The organism is Streptomyces sp. WI03-4A (assembly GCF_033792105.1).
Lineage (GTDB): Bacteria > Actinomycetota > Actinomycetes > Streptomycetales > Streptomycetaceae > Streptomyces > Streptomyces collinus_A.
On the sequence record NZ_JARAUO010000009.1, the window covers coordinates 134,277 to 153,533 of the forward strand.

The window sequence follows — 19,257 nt, forward strand, 5'->3', positions numbered from 1 at the left end:
GAGGCCCGCCATGACCTGGACTTCGACCGGCCGGTGGCGCTGCGGTTCTTCGACGGGTTCGAACTGGTCGAACCGGGCCTCGCCCAGGTCCCGTTCTGGCGCCCGGACGGCCCGCCGCCGCCCCGCTCGCGGGAGATCGGCTTTCTACGGCGGAGTGGCCCGCAAGCCCGTCTGACGGCCGCGGCCCGGCCCCCGGGCCCGGATCAGGCGGAGTCCCGCACCACCAGTTCCGGGTCGAAGACGACCGAGGTGGGCGCGGTGCGGGTGCCGTGGATGTGCTCGTCCAGGAGGCGGGCCATGTCGGCGGCCATCTCCTCGACGGGCTGGCGGACGGTGGTGAGCCGGGGCCGGCAGGTGAGGGCGACGGTGGAGTCGTCGAAACCGACGACCGCGACGTCCTCGGGCACCCGGCGGCCCTGCTCGCGCAGCACCTGGCAGGCGCCCTGCGCCATGAGGTCGTTGGCCGCGAACACGCCGTCGAGGCGGGGGTGCTGGGCGAGCAGGTCGGCCATCGCCGCCATGCCGCTGTCCAAGGTGAAGCCGCCCTCGGCGACCGGGACGTACGGCTGCCCGTGCCGGGCCAGGGTGTCGCGGAAGCCGGCCAGCCGTTCCTGGCTCGCGGCGACCGCCAGCGGGCCCGAGACCGTGGCGAGCCGCCGGCAGCCCCGGGCGAGCAGGTGCTCGGCGGCCAGCCGGCCACCGTCCCGGTGGGCGAGGTCCACATAACTGAGCGGGACCGGGCGCGAGGGACGGGCGAAGAGCACGGCCGGCAGCCGGGCCTCGGCGAGCAGCGCGGGCAGCGGGTCGTCGGCGTGACTGGAGACGACCAGCGCGCCGTCGGCCCGCCCCTGGCGCAGATAGGTCAGCACCTCCTGGCGGGACTCGGCGGACTCGGCGAACATCAGCACCGGGTGCACCGAGCGCGGCCGGAGGTGGCCGACGATCCCGGCGACCACCCGGCCGAAGAACGGGTCGGCGAACACCCGGGCGGCGAAGGCGGCCTGGGCCTCCTCCGGGGCGTCCCCGACGCCGGAGACCACCAGCGCGACGGTCTCGGCCCGCCGGGTGACCAGGGAGCGGGCGGCCCGGTTGGGCGCGTACCCGGTCCGCTCGATCGCCCGGCGGACGACCTCCTGGATCGCCGGGTCCACGTTGCGTACGCCGTTGACGACCCGGGACACGGTCGCCCGGGAGACACCCGCCTCCCGGGCGACGTCCTCCAGCGTCGGGGCCTGTCTGCTCATGCCCGCACCCTAACGGCCCCGCGGGCCGGGAGCATAGAGCGCTCTCCGCGCCTGCGGCCCGGTACTCGGGGGAGGTGCTCAGGCCCGCTCGTCCACCCATGTCTCCAGGCTCAGCGGCACCTCGCCGGCCGAACGCCCGGCGAGCACCCGGCACGGACCGGGCAGTGTCCGCCACGCACCGGCGCGCACGTCCCAGTGGCGCAGCGCGCGCCCTGGCACCACGACCGTCGCGACGACCGTCTCGCCGGGCCGCGCCCGTACCTCCGCCCACCCGGCGAGCCACCGCCGCGGGTACTCGACGGCGCTCACCCGGGGGCGGGACAAGTAGACCTGCACGACCTCCCGTCCGGCCCGCCGCCCCGTGTTGCGCAGCCGCACCCGGACGGTGAGGTCCTCCCCGGCCGGGGTCAGCGCCGGCCCCGAGATCTCCTCGTACGACCAGGTCGTGTAGCCGAGTCCGTGCCCGAACCAGTAGGCGGGCGTGCGCCCCTCGCGCAGCCAGCCGCGGTGGCCGACGTGCACGCCCTCGTCGTAGCCGAGGCGTCCGGCGTCCGGCCGGGTGCGGGTGACCGGGGCGTCGGCGAGCGCGGCCGGCCAGGTGGTGGGCAGCCGCCCGCCGGGCTCGGCCCGGCCGAGGAGGACGTCCGTGAGGCCGCCGCCCGCCTCCTGCCCGGGGAACCAGGCGAGCAGCAGCGCGCCGACCTCGTCCCGCCAGGGCAGTTCGACCGGGCCGCCGCTGTTGACCACGGCCACGGTGCGCGGGTTGGCCCGGGCGACGGCGCGGACCAGGGCGTCCTGGTCGGCGCCGAGCGAGAGGTGGGTGCGGTCCCGGCCCTCCGACTCGTGCTGTTCGCCGGTGCCGACGACGACCACCGCCACGTCGGCGTCGCGTGCCGCCCGGGTGGCCGCGGCCAGGGCCTCGGCGCGGCCGGGGCCGGGCGGCGCGGCACCGACGACGGTGGCCCGGCCCGTGCCGGGCACGAGTTCCCGGCGGGCGACGAGCAGCGGGGCGGTGCCCGCGGTCAGCCGCACGGTCACCACCTGGGTCGGCGGGCTGACGTGGATCACGGCGGGGTCGTCCGTCGTGGTGCCGAACTCCCCTTCCAGCAGCGGCCGCCCGTCGAGGTGGAGGCCGAGCCGGCCGAAGCCGGCGATGCCGATCCGCCAGGGCCCCGTCACCCGCGGCCGCAGTCGCGCGCTGATCTCCACGGTGTGCGCACCCGGCGGCAGCGGCGGCTCCAACTGACGCCCGCTGAGCCGGTGTTCGGCATGCAGCTCGGCGCCCGAGGCGTCGAGGACGCGCAGCAGGACGCCGGGGGCGCGGGTGCGGGGGTCGGTGCCGAGCCCCGGGTCCAGGGGCGGGGGCGGGCCGTCCGGGGCCGGGCCTGGCACGTGGACCACCCGGGCCCGGCCGCGCAGCCCCGCCCGGACGCCGTCCAGGAACGACACCTCGTCCTGCGGGAACACACCGGCACTGCCCCCGCCCTGGGTGCGGGTGCGGGCGGCCGGAGCGCCGATGACGGCGACCGTGTCGAGTCGGGCGGGGTCCAGCGGGAGGACGCCCCGGTTGGCCAGCAGGACGGCTCCGGCCGCCACGGCGCGCCGCGCCAGGGCCCGGGCCTGCCGCGACCGCAGCGACGCCCGGGCCTGGACGGGGGGCCGGCCGAGGGCACCGCACCAGGCGGCCAGCCGCAGCAGCCGGCGCGCCTTGTCGTCGACGGCCGCCTCCTCGACCTCGCCCGCCGCCACGGCGCGCAGCAGGGCCTCGCCCCACTCCCCGGCCGGTCCCGGCATCAGCAGGTCGAGACCAGCTCGCGCGGTGGTCAGGGTGTCGCGCACGGCACCCCAGTCGGAGACCACGACGCCGTCGAAACCCCACTCGGTCTTCAGGGGCGCGGTCAGCAGCGGGTGGGCGGTCATCGTCGTGCCGTTCACCCGGTTGTACCCGGCCATCACCAGCCGGACGCCCGCCGCCACCGCCGCCTCGAAGGGCGCCAGATGCACCTCGCGGAGCGTGCGTTCGCCGGCCCGTACGTCGACCGTGAGCCGGTCGGTCTCGGCGTCGTTCGCCACGAAGTGCTTGGCCGTGGCGGCGACGCCGTGCGCCTGGATGCCGCGGACCAGGGCGGCGCCCATCCGGCCGGTCAGCTCCGGGTCCTCCGAGAAGCACTCGAAGTGCCGCCCGGCCAGTGGGCTGCGGTGCAGGTTGAGGTTGGGGGCGAGGACGGCGTGGACGCCCTTGCGCCGGGCCTCGGAGGCGAGGAGGCCGCCGAGTTCCTCGACCAGCCGTTCGTCCCAGGTGGCGGCGAGCGCGGAGGTCGAGGGGAGCAGCACGGAGGTGCCGCGTTCGTCCCACGCCTCCCCGCGCACCCCGGCCGGGCCGTCCGACAGGACCAGCTCCCGCAGGGCGATGTCGGGCAGCCCCGCGGTGCGCCACGTGGTGGCACCCGTGAGCAGCCGGACCCGGTCCCGCGGGGTCAGCTTGTCGAGCAGCCGGTCGAGTTCGTCCTCGTCGGTCATCCCCACCCCCTCGTCACCCCTCTTCTGTCATCCGCTGTCACGGCCGCCGCGGGACGTCAGCCGTAGACGCCGAACTCGTACAGCGAGTAGCCGTAACCGGTCCCGCGGCTGGTGCCGTTGATGCGGACGTAGCGGCCGGTGCCGGTGACGTCGAAGTCGTCCACGCCGCCGTTCCCGTCCGTCACCGTGCGCACGGTCTGCCAGGTCCGGCCGTCGTCGGAGGTCTGCACGGTGTACGCCTTCGCGTACGAGGCCTCCCACAGCAGCTGGACGTGGCGGAACGTGGTGCGGGTGCCGAGGTCGACCTGGATCCACTGGGGGTCGCTCCAGTCGCTGGCCCAGCGGGTGTTCTGGTCGCCGTCGACGGCCTTGGCGGCGGTGCAGGGGCAGTCGCCGTAGCTCGGCTGGTAGGAGGAGGCGGTGGCCGCCTTGCCGAGGGCGAGGTTCGTGCCGTTTGGTACCGGCGGGACCACCCTGACCGAGCGGCTCTCCACACCGACGTTGCCGTGGCCGTCCTTGACCTTGACGTACATCTTCCACACCCCGGGCCGGTCGGGCGCCGTGACCTTCAGGCGGCCGCCGCCGAGGTCGGTGAAGGCGAGCGGGTTCAGCTCCTTGCTCTGGTCGACGTACATGCTGTTGTCGAGGACCTCGTAGGACATCGCGTCCCCGTCGGGGTCGGTCGCCCGCACGTCGAGGACCAGGTCGTGGCCGGCCTGGACCTTGCCGGCGTCGCCCTCGACGCTCAGTCCGGAGATGACGGGCGGGGTGTTGTCGTGGGAGGTGTCCGCGCCGTAGGCCCTCTTCACCGCGTAGTACGACAGCCGTTTCTGGCCGGCGGGCAGCAGGTTGAACCAGATGCCGCCGAAGTCGTACTCGGTGCCGTAGTGGAACAGGGTCGCCCCGAGCGCGACGCCCCGGTGGCCGGTGACGCAGTTCCAGGCGCGGGTGTAGCCGTCGGCCTTGGCCCGGTCGGTGGGCTCCTGCGGCACGCCGTTGGAGTCGTCGGGCACCTCCCACTCACCGGCCGGACCGGTCTCGGTGATGAGGTACGGCTTGGTGTAACCGCCCTGCTCCCAGGCCGACTTCACGTCACAGACGGCGTTGTAGGAGTTGACGGCGTACAGGTCGAGGTCGGGTGCGTTCCTCTTGAAGTAGGGCCAGGCGCCGACCCAGGCGTCCGTCGAGGTCACCGGATGGTCCGGGTCGACGGCGTGGATCCGCTTCGTGACGTCGTTGACGAACGTGGTGTAGGCGTCGCGCTGCCGCTCCAGCTCGGCGCCGCTGTAGCAGTTCTGCAGTCCGAGCACCGACTCGTTGCCGACGTCCCACATGAGCACGCCGGGGTTGTCCTTGTAGGTCTGCGCCCACTTGGGGAACTCGTCGAGCATCTGGTTCTTGTAGGCGGTGTCGGTCAGGTAGTTCACGCAGCCGCCGCTGCCCGGTCCGCCGCCGGGCTGCAGCCAGAATCCGGCGACGACCTTGATGCCGTGCGCCGCGGCGGAGTCGAACAGGGTCTTGCTGCCGGCGTCGGTGCCCCAGGTGCGGATGGTGTTGACGCCCATCGACTTCAGGTCGGTCAGGTACCGGTCGGCGTCGGCCGGGGCGGGGCCCCAGGTCAGGCCCTTGATCTGGTAGGGCTGCCCGTCGACGGTCAGCTGCCAGTTGCCCTGGGTGCCGGTGACCTTGACGACGCTGCCGGCCGCGTGGGCCTGGACGGCCGGCAGGGCGGTGAGGGCGCCGACGGTCAGCACGCCGGCGATCAGGGGCGCGGCCAGGCGGCGCGCGCGGGGGGAGGGTGTGGAGGGCGGGGTCATGGCGGTGGGGGTCTCCGAGGTGGTGGGGGCGGGCGGCGGTGGGGGCGGATCCGGGTGTGTTCTCCGCTACGGCAGGCGGTAGTCGGTGTTCAGGGCCGCGCCCGCCTCCGGGTGCGTCTGGTCGTAGCCGCGCGCGTCGCACTGCAGTCCGCCGACGATGCAGTGGTCGACGAGCGCCTTGAGCGTGCGGTCGTCCCAGGCGTTGAAGAAGTCGTAGTGGAAGCTGTGGCCGGGCCCGCTGGCCAGCCGGACCTGGGACATGTCGCCGTTGACCGGGAACGCCATCTTGAACTCGATCATGGGCAGGGCGACCGGGTGGTCGGCGGGGCACATGTTGTCGTTGGTGCCGGGCTTGACCACCGGGTAGGCCATGTGGCTCTTGTGGTCGGGGGTGTCGAGGTACTTGCCGTCCCAGCAACTCGGCGCCTGGAAGCGGATGTTGAGTTGGACGTCGGCCCGGTCGGGACAGCTCGCCGGGAACTCGGTGTTGAAGTAGCTGTCACCGCACTCCCAGCCCTCCACGAAGCCGCGGTGGTGGCGGAACTCGTCGGCCGTCTGCATCGGGTTCCCGACGACGAACCGGAGGCCCTTGGGGAAGGGCCGGACGCTGGTGTAGTCGGTGACGCCGGCCTTGTAGTAGATGACCTGCGGGCCGACGGGCAGGATCTGCCGGTCGCCGTTGTAGAGGGTGGGCATCCAGTAGCCGGACAGGTCGCCGGGCGCCTTGCAGGTGGTGCCGCCGGCGCTCAGCGACGCCGTGGTGCTGCCGGCATTGGTGGTCGTGTTGCCCATGAAGGTGTGGTCGTGGGACTTGCCGGGCTGCTGCGGGTAGACGATCGGGTCGTCCGGCCTGGTGTGGCTGACCGAGCAGTTGGCCTGGAACTCGTGGAAGTAGCGGTGCGGCGGGTCCTGGGTGGACGGGGCCGCGCCGGTGACCGGCGGGTTGGCCGGGATGTAGCCGTCGCCGTCGGGGTCCTCCGGGGAGGCGGCGGTCGACACGGCCGTCCCATGGCCCTGGTGGGCGGCCGTGGCGGTGGCGCGGGGCGCCGAGGCCGCGCCGACCGTGCCGAGACCGATCGAGGTCAGCAGCAGGGCGGACGTGATCAGCACGCCCGGCAGGATCTTCGAACTCCGTGACATGGGGGCTCCTCGTGGCGAGGGAGGTGGGGGCTTGAGTCCGTACGGAGACGGGAGAGCGGGAAGCCTGTGGGAGAGCGCTCTCCCACGGCTGGAGTGTTGGGGCGGCGACGTGAACGTGTCAAGGGAATCGACCAAAGGATCAGACGCGACCTTCGCTCACTTCTCGAAGGCGGGGGACGTAACATGACGGTCACTCAGGCGGTGGGCGCGGTAATTCCGTCGTAACTCTTGACGCATCGTTCACGCCAATGAAGCATCCAACGTCGAGAGAGCGCTCCCCAGCCCCACTTCGTTCACTTCCTGAACAAGGAGAGAGCCGCGCATGCCCCCCTCCTCCCCCGCTTCCCCCACGCCCTCGTCGTCCTCGCCGTCGTCACCGTCATCGGGGTCCGCCGCGTCGCCGCCGGTCGGCCGCCGGACCGTGCTCGGCGCGGCGGCCGCCGCCGTGCCCGTGGTGGCCGGCCTGGCCACGCCGGCCCACGCGGCCACGCCCGCACGCGCGGCGAAGGCGGCCCGCAAGTCCCCGCGCGCCCTGCCGGGCGGTGGCGACCTGGGTCCCAACGTGCTGGTCTTCGACCCCGGCACGCCCGGCATCCAGGCCAGGCTCGACCAGGTCTTCCGGCAGCAGGAGTCGGCCCAGTTCGGCACCGGCCGCTACGCGCTGCTGTTCAAGCCCGGCACGTACAACGGCCTCAACGCCCAGATCGGCTTCTACACCTCGATCTCCGGGCTCGGCCTCTCCCCCGACGACACGACGATCAACGGTGACGTGACCGTCGACGCCGGCTGGTTCAACGGCAACGCCACCCAGAACTTCTGGCGTTCGGCGGAGAACCTGGCCCTCGTCCCGGCCAACGGCACCAACCGCTGGGCGGTGGCGCAGGCCGCGCCGTTCCGCCGGATGCACGTGCGCGGCGGGCTCGATCTCGCCCCGTCCGGCTACGGCTGGGCGAGCGGCGGCTACATCGCGGACAGCCGCGTCGACGGCCAGGTGGGGCCGTACTCGCAGCAGCAGTGGTACACCCGCGACAGCGTCATCGGCAGCTGGCTCAACGGCGTGTGGAACATGGTGTTCTCGGGTGTCCAGGGCGCCCCCGCGCAGAGCTTCCCGAACCCGCCGTACACCACGCTCGACACCACCCCGGTCTCCCGCGAGAAGCCGTTCCTCCACGTCAGCGGCAACGAGTTCCGGGTGTTCCTGCCGGAGAAGCGGACGAACGCCCGGGGCGTCACCTGGGGCAACGGCACACCCAGGGGCACGTCGCTGCCGCTGTCGCAGTTCTACGTCGCCAAGCCCGGGGTGAGCGCGGCGACCCTCAACCAGGCGCTGGCGCAGGGGCTGCACCTGCTGCTCACCCCGGGGGTCTACCACGTGGACCGGCCGATCCAGGTCAGCCGCCCCGACACCGTGGTGCTCGGCCTGGGTTACGCCACCCTGGTGCCGGACAACGGCACCACGGTGCTGAAGGTGGCCGACGTCGACGGGGTACGGCTCGCCGGGTTCCTCATCGACGCGGGTCCGGTCAATTCCCCCACCCTGCTGGAGGTCGGCCCGGCGGGCGCGGCCAAGGACCACTCCGCCAACCCGACCACGGTGCAGGACGTCTTCGTGCGCATCGGCGGCGCGGGCGCGGGCAGGGCGACCACCAGCATGGTGATCAACAGCCGGCACACCGTCGTCGACCACACCTGGGTCTGGCGCGCCGACCACGGCACCGGCGTCGGCTGGGAGACCAACCGCGCCGACTACGGGGTGGTGGTCAACGGCGACGACGTGCTGTGCACCGGCCTGTTCGTGGAGCACTTCAACAAGTACGACGTGCAGTGGAACGGCCAGCGGGGCCGCACGGTCTTCTTCCAGAACGAGAAGGCCTACGACGCCCCGGACCAGGCCGCGATACGGAACGGCTCGGTGAAGGGCTACGCGGCCTACAAGGTCGGTGACCACGTCACCTCGCACGAGGGCTGGGGCCTCGGCAGTTACTGCTACTACAACGTGGACCCGTCCATCGTGCAGCACAGCGGCTTCGCGGCGCCGAACCGCCCGGGCGTGAGGTTCCACGACCTGCTGGTGGTCTCCCTCGGCGGCAACGGCCAGTACGAGCACGTCATCAACAACACCGGAGCACCGACCTCGGGCACCTCCACCACCCCGTCGACCGTGGTGTCCTATCCCTGACACCGTGGCACCTTCGACGCGGTACCGCCCGCGCTGCAACGGCTCCACTTCGAGCGCTACGCCGGTGAACTGCGCGCCGCCCGTCCGGACTGGTCGCCGGACCGGGTGCGGGCGGCCGCGAGCCGGTACGTGTCGCCACCGGAGATCGCACCCCGCGGCGCGGGCGCCGCCCTGGACCTCACCCTGGTCGACGCCGACGGGCGGGAACCGGACAGGGGGACCCGGGGTCGACGCGAGCCCCGAGGAGAGCGACGGGGCCTGCTGCACGGACGCCGCCGGGCTGAGCCCGCGCGCACGCGTCAACCGGCGGACACTCGGCGCCGCGCTGACCGTCGCGGGGCTGGTGAACCACCCCACCGAGTGGTGGCACTGGTCCTACGGCGACCGCTACTGGGCGCTCGCCACCGGCGCGGGCAGCGCGCTGGAGGGGCCCCGGGAGCGCGCTGAGCCGGATCCGCACGAGTGGCGCCGCCGGGGCCGAGCAGTATCGTGAAGGTGTCCGCGCGCCGCGGCTCCCCGGCACGCCCCGCGCCGGGGTCGGGCTGTCCCCCGCCCCGGCCGGCAGCGCACGGCCACCGGCTCTCCCGCGTGACGGCTCGTCAACCGCGCCCGAGCGCCGCGGTCTCGGGGCCGTCCCGGGACCCGGTGGCGGGCGGGACGCCGCGGGCACGGCCCCGAGAACGGCAGGAGGGCTTCCCATCGTGGACATGAGACTCGAGGTCGTGGTGATCCCGGTCGCCGACGTCGACCGGGCACGGGGCTTCTACGAGACGCTGGGCTGGCGGCTGGACGCCGACTTCGTCGCCGAGGACGGCCTGCGGGTGGTGCAGCTGACCCCACCGGGCTCCGCGTGCGCGGTCATCTTCGGCGACGGCGTCAGCGCGGCACCGCCCGGCTCCGTCGAGGGCCTGCACCTGGTCGTCACGGACATCGAGGCGGCCCGCAAGGAGCTGGAGGGCAACGGCGTACAGGTGAGCGAGGTCTTCCACGACGCGGGCGGGGTGTTCCACCACGCGGGCACCGCGCAGCGGGTGCCCGGCCCTGACCCCGAGCGGCGCAGCTACAACTCCTTCGTCTCGTTCAGCGACCCGGACGGCAACGGCTGGATCCTCCAGGAGATCACGGAGCGGCTCCCGGGCAGGTGAGACGTAGGGGTGGATCAGCCCGTCCCGGTGGCGTGTGACCACCGTTGCGGGTCGGTCCTGCGCCACACGAACACCTCCGTGCTGGGGGCGCGTTCGCTGAACCGGCCCGTCGGGGAGTACGTGCGCAGTGTGCGGCGCAGGTCGGTCTCGAAGGCCGCGCGGTGCGGGCCGAACAGGCCGGGGGCCGACCAGGACATGGAGAAGACGCAGGCGACGACGGTGTCCTCATCGCGTTCGAGGGCCCGTCCGCCGGGGACGACGTGCCGTTCGGGGTCGAGGAAACCGGCCCGGGCGAGCACGGCGGCCTCGCCGTCCGGTGTCCCGTCGGGCAGGACTCCGCGCCCGGCGCGGCGGACCGGCCCGAGATACGCCCTGACCAGCTCGTCGATGGCCGCGTACGGCACGGCCGGGTACGACAACCCCGCGGTGTCGCGCCGCTCGCCCTTCAGGTCGGAGACGTGCACCAGCGCTCCGCCGGGCCGCAGCATGCCGTGCACGGTGCGGGCCACCAGGTCGCGGTCCATCCAGTGGAAGGACTGGGCGAAGACGGCCACGGTGAACGTGCCGAGCCCGGCCGGGAGTTCCTCGGCCCGCATCCGCACCCAGCGCGTCCTCGCGGCCACCGCCCCGCCGGCCGCCCGGCGCACCGCTTCGGCGATCATGCCGGGATCGGGGTCCACGCCGACGGCCTCGGCGAACAGCGGCGCCAGGGGCAGGGCCAGGGTGCCGGGCCCGCAGCCCACGTCGAGCAGCCGCCCGGTGCCGTCGAGTCCGAGCACGTCGGCGAGCAGCGGCACCAGGCCGGGCGCGTACGGCAGCCTGCCCCGCTCGTAGTGGGTGGCGGCCCCCGCGAACAGGGTCTCGTCCCACTCCCAGCCGTCGGTCACCACAGGCTCCTTCGTGTTCCGGGTGTACGGTCGTAGGGGCGACACCAGCCGCCCAGGGGGACCCTTCCGCACGTCGCGGCACCGCTCGACGGTAGGTTGATCGCCATGAGTGACAACGTGTACTTCGACATCACGATCAACGACGAGCCGGCCGGCCGGATCGTCTTCAAGCTTTTCGACGACGCCGTGCCCAAGACCGCCAAGAACTTCCGTGAGCTGGCCACCGGCGAGCACGGCTTCGGTTACGCCGGTTCCTCCTTCCACCGGATCATCCCGCAGTTCATGCTGCAGGGCGGGGACTTCACCCGGGGCAACGGCACCGGTGGCAAGAGCATCTACGGCGAGAAGTTCGCCGACGAGAACTTCTCCCTCAAGCACGACCGCCCGTACCTGCTCAGCATGGCGAACGCGGGCCCGAACACCAACGGCTCGCAGTTCTTCATCACCACGATCGTGACGGACTGGCTCGACGGCAAGCACGTCGTCTTCGGCGAGGTCGTCGAGGGCTCGGAGCTCGTCGACCGCATCGAGGGCCTGGGCAGCCGCAGCGGCTCGCCGAGCGCGAAGGTCACGATCGCGTCCAGCGGCACGGTCTGACCGAGGCCCCGCCTCCGCCGTCGGGCGACGCCACGACCCGGTGCCGACGCCGGCCCCTGCCGGCCGGCCGTCGCACCGGGCGTCCGCCCCCGTCCTCGCGCGTGGCTGCCTGCCGGCGCTTGCCGCGTCCGGCCCCTGGAAGTCTCGTCGGGTTTCGCGGCGGGCGGGCAGGGCATTCGGTGCGCGTGGTCTCGTACGGACCGGATCGGCGCGTGTACCTGCCCGCGCTGCGGGCCGGCCGGCTGCTGCAGCGCCTGCTGCCGGACGGCCTGGCGCTGGACACGTACGACGGAGCCGTGTGGGTGAGCCTCACGCCGTTCGTCACGGCAGGGGTGCGCCCGCTCGGGCTCCCGGCGGCCGTGCCCGGTCTGCCCTGCTACCCCGAGACGCGTCTGCGTACATGGGTGCGAGGTCGGGAGGGGCGGGACGAGGTCCGGCGGGCGCGCTCGGGCGACTCGCGACCGGTGGGACGGGCCCACGACCCTGCGGACCGGCTGCGCGCCCGGTCCGCCGCCGCCCGATGAACCGCCCCGCCGCGGCCGCACCGGGGCCCGGCCCGCTGCGGTTCGACGGCTGGATCGCCGGTATCGGCACCACGTCCGGCACCCGTCTGGTGCTGGGGCACTGGCTCGGCTCGCCGTTCGGCGGGTTCAGCGACGTCATGGTGGAACGGCCCGACGGTCACCGGTTGCTGCTGGCACCGACCCCGGAGACGGCACGCTTCGTCGCGCGGACCTACGTCTTCGACGAGGTGCGGGTCGTTCCCGTACGAGTGCGCGTGGACGAGGACCGCTGGACCGTCGACGCCGGAGCGCTGCTCCGGCTGCGGTTCGCCGTCGGACGGCGCGGTCTCACGGGGCTGCTGCTCAGGGCCGTTCCGGGGACGCTGGCCGCACGTCCGGCATGGACCGCCGTGACGGACCCGGCGGCCCGCCTGCTGATGGGCGTGCGGACACGGGGAAGCGCGGTCGGGAACCGGCGCGAGTACTACGGCGCGCGTGATCTGCGCCCCGTGACCGCCGCGACGGCCCGGTTCGAGGGCCGGGAGCTCGGCATGCTGGCGACCATCGTGCCGCCGGTGCGCTTCGGCTTCGGCTCGACGCCGCGCCGGCCGTCCCTGGTCCGGGTGACCACCACCGTCCTGGCCGCGCACGAGGGCCACGCCCGGTGACGGTGCGGGCGGCCGGGCGAGGGGTACCCGCAGCGGCAGTCGGCGGGGCACCGGCCCCGCCATCCGGCGAGACGGACGAAGGCGGCACGTCATGGAGGACCCTCCGCGCGCCGAAGCCCGGCCACGGCCGCAGGCCGACGGCACCGGCTCAGGAACCGGCACCAGCACCGGCTCAGGAACCAGCACCAGCAAGACCGGTTCCGGCACCGATGTGGACCTGCTCGGCATCTACCTCGACGACCATCTGGCGGGCGCCACCGCGGCCACGGAGCGGGCCCGCCATCTGGCGCACACGACCGGCGACCGGGCGCTCGCCGACGTGCTGGTTCCCGTCGGCGCGGAGATGGCCCGGGACCGGGTGGCGTTGCTCGGCGTCATGCGCGCCCTCGGCGTCCCGGTGCGCCGCTACGAGGTGTGCGCGGGGTGGGCGGCGGAGAAGCTGGGGCGGCTGAAGGGCAACGGCCGCCAGGTACGGCGCTCCCCGCTCGGCGCGGTCGTGGAGCCGGAGGCGCTGCGGCTCGGGGTGGAGGGCAAGGCGGCCGGGTGGCGGACACTGCGCTGCCTCACGCCCGCGGAGGGGCGGCTGGACGTCCGGCAGCTCGACTCCCTGCTCGAACGGGCCGAACGGCAGCGGGACGTGCTGGAGGAGTGGCGCGTCCGGCGGGCCGGACGGCGTTGCGCGGCGGCTAAGCAGGCGTAAGCCGGGGACCGCCGGTCCGCCGACGCGTGTACCGCGGTCGGCGACGGGGACCCGGCAATGGGCCGACGGGCCGGGGCGGCATGCGGTCCCTGCCGTACGGCCGCTGTCCGGGCCGGGTGGCAGCGAGCCGGGAGGCGGCCGACCGAGGGTTGGTGGCCGACCCGGCGGGCCGGTGACCGGGCCGTGCGGTGGGCCCGTCCGGTGGGCCGGTGCGCCGGCCGGACGGTTCTCGGCATGTCCGGCCGGGCAGGTCGGGGCTTTCGTCCGATCATGGCACCGGAGAGCTGTCGAGGGCCGCCCGGCGCGGTGCGGGCGCACGGCCGTCGGCGGCGAGAACTGGTGCGGCGAGCACGGGAGGGACCCGTGAGGCAGTGGCGGCGCGGCCTCCACCGCGCGTGGGAGTGGCTCGGGGTGCACGCCCTGCTGAGGCGTGGCCGGGATCTGGAACTGCTGCACCGGGCCATGGGCTTCGCCACGCTGGCCCTGGTCACCCTCGCGCCGCTGCTGATCGTGGTCGCCGCCGCCGATCCGCTGGTGCGGGGAGGGTTCGCCTCCTGGCTCACCGACGGCATGGGGCTGTCCGGGCAGTCCGCGGACGCGCTCACCGGGATCATCAGCCCGCCCCGCAAGGTCATCGGCACCACGAGCGCGCTGAGCCTGGTCCTGCTCGCGGTGTTCGGGGTGTCCTTCGCGGGCAGTGTGCAGAACGGCTACGAGCGGATCTGGGGCCTGGCGTCCGGGCCCTGGCACCGGGTCTGGCGGCAGCTGACCTGGCTGATCGTGCTCACCGCCTATCTCTACCAGGAGGTGCAGACCCGTACCGCCGTGCACGGGACGCACCGGATCGTGGTGTCCCTGGTGAGCACGGTGCTGTTCTTCTGGTGGGGGCAGCGCTTCCTGCTCGGTGGCCAGGTGCACTGGCGGACCCTGCTGCCGGGCGCCCTCGCCACCGTCGCCGGGCTGGCCGGCCTCAGGGGTTTCTCGTACCTCGTCTTCACCCCGCTCATCGTCACCAACGCCCTGAACTACGGCGCGGTCGGGACCGTGCTGGTGGTGGAGTCCTGGCTGATCGGCGTCGGTTTCGTGGTCTACGGCGGCGCGCTGTTCGGCCGCTGGTTCGTGGAACACCACTGGATGCCGTCCCACGTGAACTCCGAGGAGCCGGACGAGCCCGCGGAGCCCGGGCGGGAGGACACCGAGCCCGAGGACCGGGAGCGTCGCGACTAGGGCCTCATGCCGAGGCGGATTCCGTCGAGGCGGGTTCCGCCGGGGCCGGGGCGAGCAGGGCGGGCCAGTCCTGGGCCGCGGCCCAGTCGGCGAAGGTGTGCCAGCGCACCTCGGGGTGGGCGCGGCGCAGCCCGGCCACGTCGACGTCGAGGCCGGTGGTGGCGAAGTAGGCGAACATCGCCGCGAGGTCGTGCGAGTGGCTGCGGACCTGGTCCAGGGGAAGCGCCTGGTGCGTGACGGTGCGCCGGGCGGCGGCCGAGAGGGCGGCGGCGATCCCGGCGGGGGTGAGCGTGTCGGAGGCGATGTCGATGCGGCGGCCGGTGAAGTCGGCCGGCCGGCCGAGCACCAGGGCGGCGAAGGCGCCGATGTCGACGGCGGGGATGAGGGTCAGGGGCGTCCCGGACGGCATGGGCCAGGCGAAGGTGTGCTCGCGCAGGCCCGCCAGGCTCCAGCCGCCCGCGAAGTTGTCCATGAAGGCCGCGGGGGCGATGACCGTCCAGGGGACGCCCGTCGCACGCAGGTGGCGTTCGATCTCGGCCTTGCTGTCGTAGTGCGGGATGCCGGTGCCGCGGTCGGCGTGCGCGGCGGAGGTGAACACGATGTGGCGGACCCGGGCGGCCGCCGCAGCGTCGTGCAGCGCCTGGCCCTGGCGGACCTCGGTGGCCGTGTCCGTACCGAAGGGGGTGGTCACCGCGAAGAGGGAGTCGGCGCCCGCGAGAGCGGGGTCGAGGGAGGGCGGGTCGTCGAAATCGGCGTGCCGGACGTCGGCGCCGAGCCGGCGCAGCTCCTCGGCGGCCGGTGCGTCGGGGGTGCGGGTGAGTGCGCGGACCCGGTGACCTGCGACGAGCAGGGCGCGGGCGGTGGCACCGCCCTGGGCGCCGGTGGCACCGGTGACGGCGACGGTGAGCATGGGGGCTCCTGGGGTGGGTCGGGGCATGGACGGATGGCGCGCTCCGACGCGCAGCGACGAGACTGCACGACGCATTGACTGCGCCGCGCAGCAGCATAACCCCTTTTGGCTGCGCCGCGCAGATTAATGAGGCGTGATCACGTCCCCGCCCCTCCCCCGCCGACGGTGGCGCTCCGCGCGTCGGGGGCGCCGTCGCACTGCCACTAGCGCGGCGTCATCCCGTAGGTGGCGCGGAAGGCGCGGCTGAAGTGGCTGGGGCTCACGAAGCCCCAGCGGCGGGCGACGGCCGCCACGCCGCCCGACTGGGCGTCGGGTCTGAGCAGGTCCCACCGGCTGCGCTCGAGGCGCCGCAGGCGGATCCAGCCGCCCACCGTCGGCCCCTCGGCCCGGAAGAGCTTGTGCAGGGAGCGCACTGGACGGGGCGTGCTCGTCAGCTCGTCAGCCGGTCAGCACCTCGGCCGGTCGCGCGGACCGCGTCGCGGATCAGCGCGGCGACCTCCTTGGGCTGGGAGACGGCGACCGCGTGCGAGGCGCCCGGCAGTTCGACGACGCTCGCCCCGGCACGCTGCGCGCCGAAGCGCTCCACCTCGGGGTTGATCGCCTCGTCCGCACCGGCGACCAGGGCCCAGGAGGGCCGGGTGCGCCACGCGGCGGCGGAGGCGGTCTCGTCGAACGCGGCGGCGGCCAGCGGGCGCTGCGCCACCGCGAGCACCTTGGTGACCGCGGGGTCCACGTCGGCGGCGAACACCGACGGGAAGGCGTCCGCGGCGACGGTGACCTCCACGGCGTCCTCGCCGCCCGGGACGGGGTACGTCCACTGCTTCAGGCTGCCGACGAGCGGCGAGAGCGGGAAGCGGCCCTGGAGCTCACCGAGGCTCTCGCCCTCCTCCAGGACGTAGGCGGCCACGTAGACCAGGCCGACGACGTTCTCGGTGACGCCGGCCACGGTGATCAGCGCACCGCCGTAGGAGTGGCCGACCAGTACCACGGGGCCCTCGATCTGGGCGGCCACGGAGGCGATGTAGGCGGCGTCCGAGGCGAGGCCGCGCAGGGGGTTGGGCGGGGCGACGACGGGGATGCCCTCGCGCTGGAGTTCCTCGATCACCCCGGACCAGGAGGTGGCGTCGGCGAACGCCCCGTGGACGAGGACGACGGTGGGAGTGGGAGCGGTCATGTCGATGGTGTCCCTCGTGCTCAGGCGGTGTGCAGGGCGGCGCGCAGCGTGCCGACGGCCAGGGTGATGGCGGCCTGGGCGGCGTGGGTGCCGCGCAGGGCGTCGAGCATCACGAAGTCGTGGATGATGCCCTGGAAGCGGACGGCGGTGACGGGCACGCCGGCCTCGCGCAGCTTGTTGGCGTACGCCTCGCCCTCGTCGCGCAGTACGTCGGCCTCACCGGTGATGACCAGGGCCGGGGGCAGGTCGGCGAGCTGCTCGACGGTGGCGCGCAGCGGGGACGCGGTGATCCGCGCGCGCTCCGCCTCGTCGGTCGTGTACTGGTCCCAGAACCACTGCATGCCGTCGCGGCGCAGGAAGTAGCCGGTGGCGAACTGGTGGTAGGAGGGGGTGTCGAAGGCGGCGTCCGTGACCGGGTAGAACAGCACCTGCTGCACCAGCGCGGGGCCGCCGCGCTCCTTGGCCATCAAGGTGAGGGCGGCGGTCATGTTGCCGCCGACGGAGTCGCCGGCCACGGCCATCCGGGAGCCGTCCAGGCCCTTGGCCGCGCCCTGCTCCACGACCCACCGGGCCACCGCGTAGTTCTGCTCGATGGCGACCGGGTAGCGGGCCTCGGGCGACAGGTCGTACTCGGGGAAGACGACGGCGGCGTCCGCGCCCACGGCCAGCTCGCGCACCAGGCGGTCGTGGGTGTGCGCGTTGCCGAACACCCAGCCTGCGCCGTGGATGTAGAAGATGACCGGGAGGGTGCCGGTGGCGCCGGCGGGCTTCACGATCCGGGCCCGGACGCTGCCGGTCGGACCGCCGGAGACGGTGATCCACTCCTCGTCGACGGCCGGCTTCTCGATGTCGCCGGACTGCACCTCGTCGACGGCCTTGCGGCCCTCGGCGGGCGGCAGGTCGAACAGGTAGGGGGGATTGGCGGTCGCTCGCGCGAACTCGGCTGCGGCGGGCTCCAGAACCGGCTGGACCGGTGCTGCGGCGTCGGACATCGCGTTCTCCTCGCAATTCACAGAGTGCCGGAAGGTCCGGCGGGCGGACCGGAATTCACCGCACGTGCTCCGGCGCCGCCGAACGCCACCGTAAATCCGCCGGGCGCGCGGCAATCGCCCGTGAGCGTACGGGCGGTGTACCGACAGTGCACTGCTCCGCTCCCGGGGGACGCCCCCTGGGTGCGGACCGGGCCCTGAGACCCGCCGCTACCTGACGTCCTGCCCCGCCGCGTCCCGCCACTCGCGCGGGGTCAGGCCGTACGTGGCCCGGAAGACGCGGCTGAAGTGCGTGGCGCTGGCGAATCCCCAGCGGCCCGCGACGGCCGCGATGGTGCGGGTGCCGCGGGAGCGGTCGGCCAGCTCGCGCCGGCACTCCTCGAGACGGCGCGACAGGATCCGGCGGCCGACCGTGGTGCCCTCGTCCGCGAACAGTTTGTGCAGGTAGCGCACCGATATGTGGTGGGCGCGGGCGATCCGTTCGGGGGACAGGTCCGCGTGGCCCAGGTTGAGGTCGATGTACCGCAGGATCCGGGACACCGTCGACGACTGGTCGTCGGCGGCGGGCCTGCCCTGTTCCCGCAGGTGCTCGGCGGCGAGTGTGGCGAGCAGGTTCACGGCGTTCCAGGCGAGCATGTCGCCGACCGCGGACCTCGCCGTCACGGCGGTGTCGGCGAGGTCGGAGAGGAAGGGCGAGAGCAGCGAGCCCATCCGGGAGCCGCGGCTGACGGGGACGCCGGTGAGCCGGTGCAGGTCGCGGTCGGCGAGGCCCAGCAGGTCGCGGGAGAGCAGGAACGTCTTGGTGCGGGACTGCTCGGGGAGGTCGAGCGAGGGCGGGCGGTGCACGTCGTAGAAGCAGATGTCGCCCGGGGCGAGCATCCCGTTCACGGAGGGTTCCTGCAGTAAGGCGGGGCCGCCGCCGCGCACGCCCACGAAGAGGTACTCGCCGCCGTCCCGGGCGCTCCACCGGTGCGGGCCGCCGGCGATGACCGGCTGCGCGTGCGGGGCCCGCTCGCGGGGCAGCCGGGCCGGACCCGCCCCCGCTACGAGGATGTCGAGCCCCATGGCCCGCCGCCGCCCCACGTCCGGCCGCACCGCGCCCGGGCGCCCGCCGTCCACCTCGATGCCGGTCGTCGCCGTCATCCGCCGTCTCCTTCGCTCGCTCCTGCCACGAGGGGACGACCGGATCGTCCGCCTCGCCCGGAGCGTAGGTCGGCGGATGTGCAAAAAGAGTGACACCCGAGTGACGACGACGGCTCCGCCGGTCACGAGGCTGGTGGCGCCCTCGGTCAGGGGGTGGCCGTGGCGAGGGATCCGGCCGGGCCGCCGTCACCCGTGACCCCGGTCACCGCGCTGGAGCGGGGACGAGTTCGGCCACCGGGCCGGTTCCGGGGTCGAGATCGGCCGCAGGGCCGGCACGGGGGGGCGAGTTCTGCCACGGGGTCCGGGACGACGTCCGTGAGTCCGGCCGCCGAGCCCAGAACATCGCCGGTTCAGCCGCCGGGTCGGCTTCGCAGGCGCGTCCGCCCGCCGGGCCGGCTTCGCAGGCGCGTCCGG

General features: G+C 74.0%; 16 protein-coding genes and 2 pseudogenes. 8 read left to right on the plus strand and 10 right to left on the minus strand.

All coding sequences use genetic code 11. The annotated features are described in order from the left end of the window. Nucleotides 1–203 precede the first annotated feature (203 nt). The 4 genes from PV343_RS12865 to PV343_RS12880 form a co-directional block, all read right to left on the minus strand. Nucleotides 204–1,244: a LacI family DNA-binding transcriptional regulator gene (locus PV343_RS12865; RefSeq protein WP_319147004.1), complete on the minus strand. Its 1,041-nt coding sequence runs from the start codon at nucleotides 1,242–1,244 to the stop codon at nucleotides 204–206. 78 nt (nucleotides 1,245–1,322) lie between these two features. After that, nucleotides 1,323–3,764, minus strand: a complete 2,442-nt coding sequence (locus PV343_RS12870) for a glycoside hydrolase family 3 C-terminal domain-containing protein (RefSeq protein WP_319147005.1) — start codon at nucleotides 3,762–3,764, stop codon at nucleotides 1,323–1,325. A gap of 56 nt (nucleotides 3,765–3,820) precedes the next feature. Beyond that, a complete protein-coding gene (locus PV343_RS12875) occupies nucleotides 3,821–5,581 on the minus strand; it encodes a discoidin domain-containing protein (RefSeq protein WP_319147006.1) in 1,761 nt (586 codons plus the stop codon). Nucleotides 5,582–5,647: 66 nt separating this feature from the next. Next, nucleotides 5,648–6,721 carry a DUF1996 domain-containing protein gene (locus tag PV343_RS12880; protein ID WP_319147007.1) on the minus strand — a complete coding sequence of 358 codons (1,074 nt, stop codon included), beginning with the start codon at nucleotides 6,719–6,721 and terminating at the stop codon, nucleotides 5,648–5,650. A gap of 322 nt (nucleotides 6,722–7,043) precedes the next feature. Between PV343_RS12880 and PV343_RS12885 the strand changes: the two genes are divergently transcribed. The 3 genes and pseudogenes from PV343_RS12885 (at nucleotide 7,044) to PV343_RS12895 (ending at nucleotide 10,045) form a co-directional block, all read left to right on the plus strand. Continuing rightward, on the plus strand, nucleotides 7,044–8,900 hold the full coding sequence (locus PV343_RS12885; protein ID WP_319147008.1) for a coagulation factor 5/8 type domain-containing protein: 1,857 nt from the start codon (nucleotides 7,044–7,046) through the stop codon (nucleotides 8,898–8,900). A gap of 24 nt (nucleotides 8,901–8,924) precedes the next feature. After that, nucleotides 8,925–9,393 (plus strand): annotated as a pseudogene (locus tag PV343_RS12890) (M15 family metallopeptidase); the annotation flags it as partial. Between the two features lie 208 nt (nucleotides 9,394–9,601). Further along, nucleotides 9,602–10,045 (plus strand): VOC family protein, encoded by a 444-nt coding sequence (locus PV343_RS12895; RefSeq protein ID WP_319147009.1) that lies wholly within the window; start codon nucleotides 9,602–9,604, stop codon nucleotides 10,043–10,045. A 14-nt stretch (nucleotides 10,046–10,059) separates the two neighbouring features. Here PV343_RS12895 and PV343_RS12900 read toward each other — a convergent pair whose 3' ends face one another. After that, nucleotides 10,060–10,932, minus strand: coding sequence for a class I SAM-dependent methyltransferase (locus PV343_RS12900; protein WP_319147010.1), 873 nt, complete (start codon nucleotides 10,930–10,932; stop codon nucleotides 10,060–10,062). 105 nt (nucleotides 10,933–11,037) lie between these two features. Between PV343_RS12900 and PV343_RS12905 the strand changes: the two genes are divergently transcribed. From PV343_RS12905 to PV343_RS12925, 5 genes are all read left to right on the plus strand, one after another. Next, complete coding sequence (locus PV343_RS12905; protein ID WP_319147011.1) at nucleotides 11,038–11,529, plus strand: peptidylprolyl isomerase; 492 nt, start codon at nucleotides 11,038–11,040, stop codon at nucleotides 11,527–11,529. Nucleotides 11,530–11,741: 212 nt separating this feature from the next. After that, nucleotides 11,742–12,053 (plus strand): DUF2071 domain-containing protein, encoded by a 312-nt coding sequence (locus PV343_RS12910; RefSeq protein WP_319147012.1) that lies wholly within the window; start codon nucleotides 11,742–11,744, stop codon nucleotides 12,051–12,053. Further along, a complete protein-coding gene (locus PV343_RS12915) occupies nucleotides 12,050–12,700 on the plus strand; it encodes a hypothetical protein (protein WP_319147013.1) in 651 nt (216 codons plus the stop codon). Before PV343_RS12910 ends, PV343_RS12915 begins: the two co-directional genes overlap by 4 nt. 91 nt (nucleotides 12,701–12,791) lie before the next feature. After that, complete coding sequence (locus PV343_RS12920; protein ID WP_319147014.1) at nucleotides 12,792–13,400, plus strand: hypothetical protein; 609 nt, start codon at nucleotides 12,792–12,794, stop codon at nucleotides 13,398–13,400. Between the two features lie 363 nt (nucleotides 13,401–13,763). Next, on the plus strand, nucleotides 13,764–14,627 hold the full coding sequence (locus PV343_RS12925; RefSeq protein ID WP_319147015.1) for a ribonuclease BN: 864 nt from the start codon (nucleotides 13,764–13,766) through the stop codon (nucleotides 14,625–14,627). 4 nt (nucleotides 14,628–14,631) lie between these two features. Here PV343_RS12925 and PV343_RS12930 read toward each other — a convergent pair whose 3' ends face one another. The 5 genes and pseudogenes from PV343_RS12930 to PV343_RS12950 form a co-directional block, all read right to left on the minus strand. Continuing rightward, the gene (locus PV343_RS12930; RefSeq protein ID WP_319147016.1) at nucleotides 14,632–15,537 is read right to left on the minus strand and encodes an NmrA/HSCARG family protein; all 906 of its coding nucleotides are present in this window, start codon (nucleotides 15,535–15,537) and stop codon (nucleotides 14,632–14,634) included. A gap of 203 nt (nucleotides 15,538–15,740) precedes the next feature. Next, nucleotides 15,741–15,950: pseudogene (locus PV343_RS12935) on the minus strand (helix-turn-helix transcriptional regulator); the annotation flags it as partial. Between the two features lie 17 nt (nucleotides 15,951–15,967). Next, nucleotides 15,968–16,711: an alpha/beta hydrolase gene (locus PV343_RS12940; protein WP_319147018.1), complete on the minus strand. Its 744-nt coding sequence runs from the start codon at nucleotides 16,709–16,711 to the stop codon at nucleotides 15,968–15,970. Between the two features lie 20 nt (nucleotides 16,712–16,731). After that, a complete protein-coding gene (locus tag PV343_RS12945) occupies nucleotides 16,732–17,703 on the minus strand; it encodes an alpha/beta hydrolase (protein ID WP_319147019.1) in 972 nt (323 codons plus the stop codon). Nucleotides 17,704–17,910: 207 nt separating this feature from the next. Beyond that, nucleotides 17,911–18,843: a helix-turn-helix domain-containing protein gene (locus PV343_RS12950; protein WP_319147020.1), complete on the minus strand. Its 933-nt coding sequence runs from the start codon at nucleotides 18,841–18,843 to the stop codon at nucleotides 17,911–17,913. Between the last annotated feature and the right edge of the window lie 414 nt (nucleotides 18,844–19,257).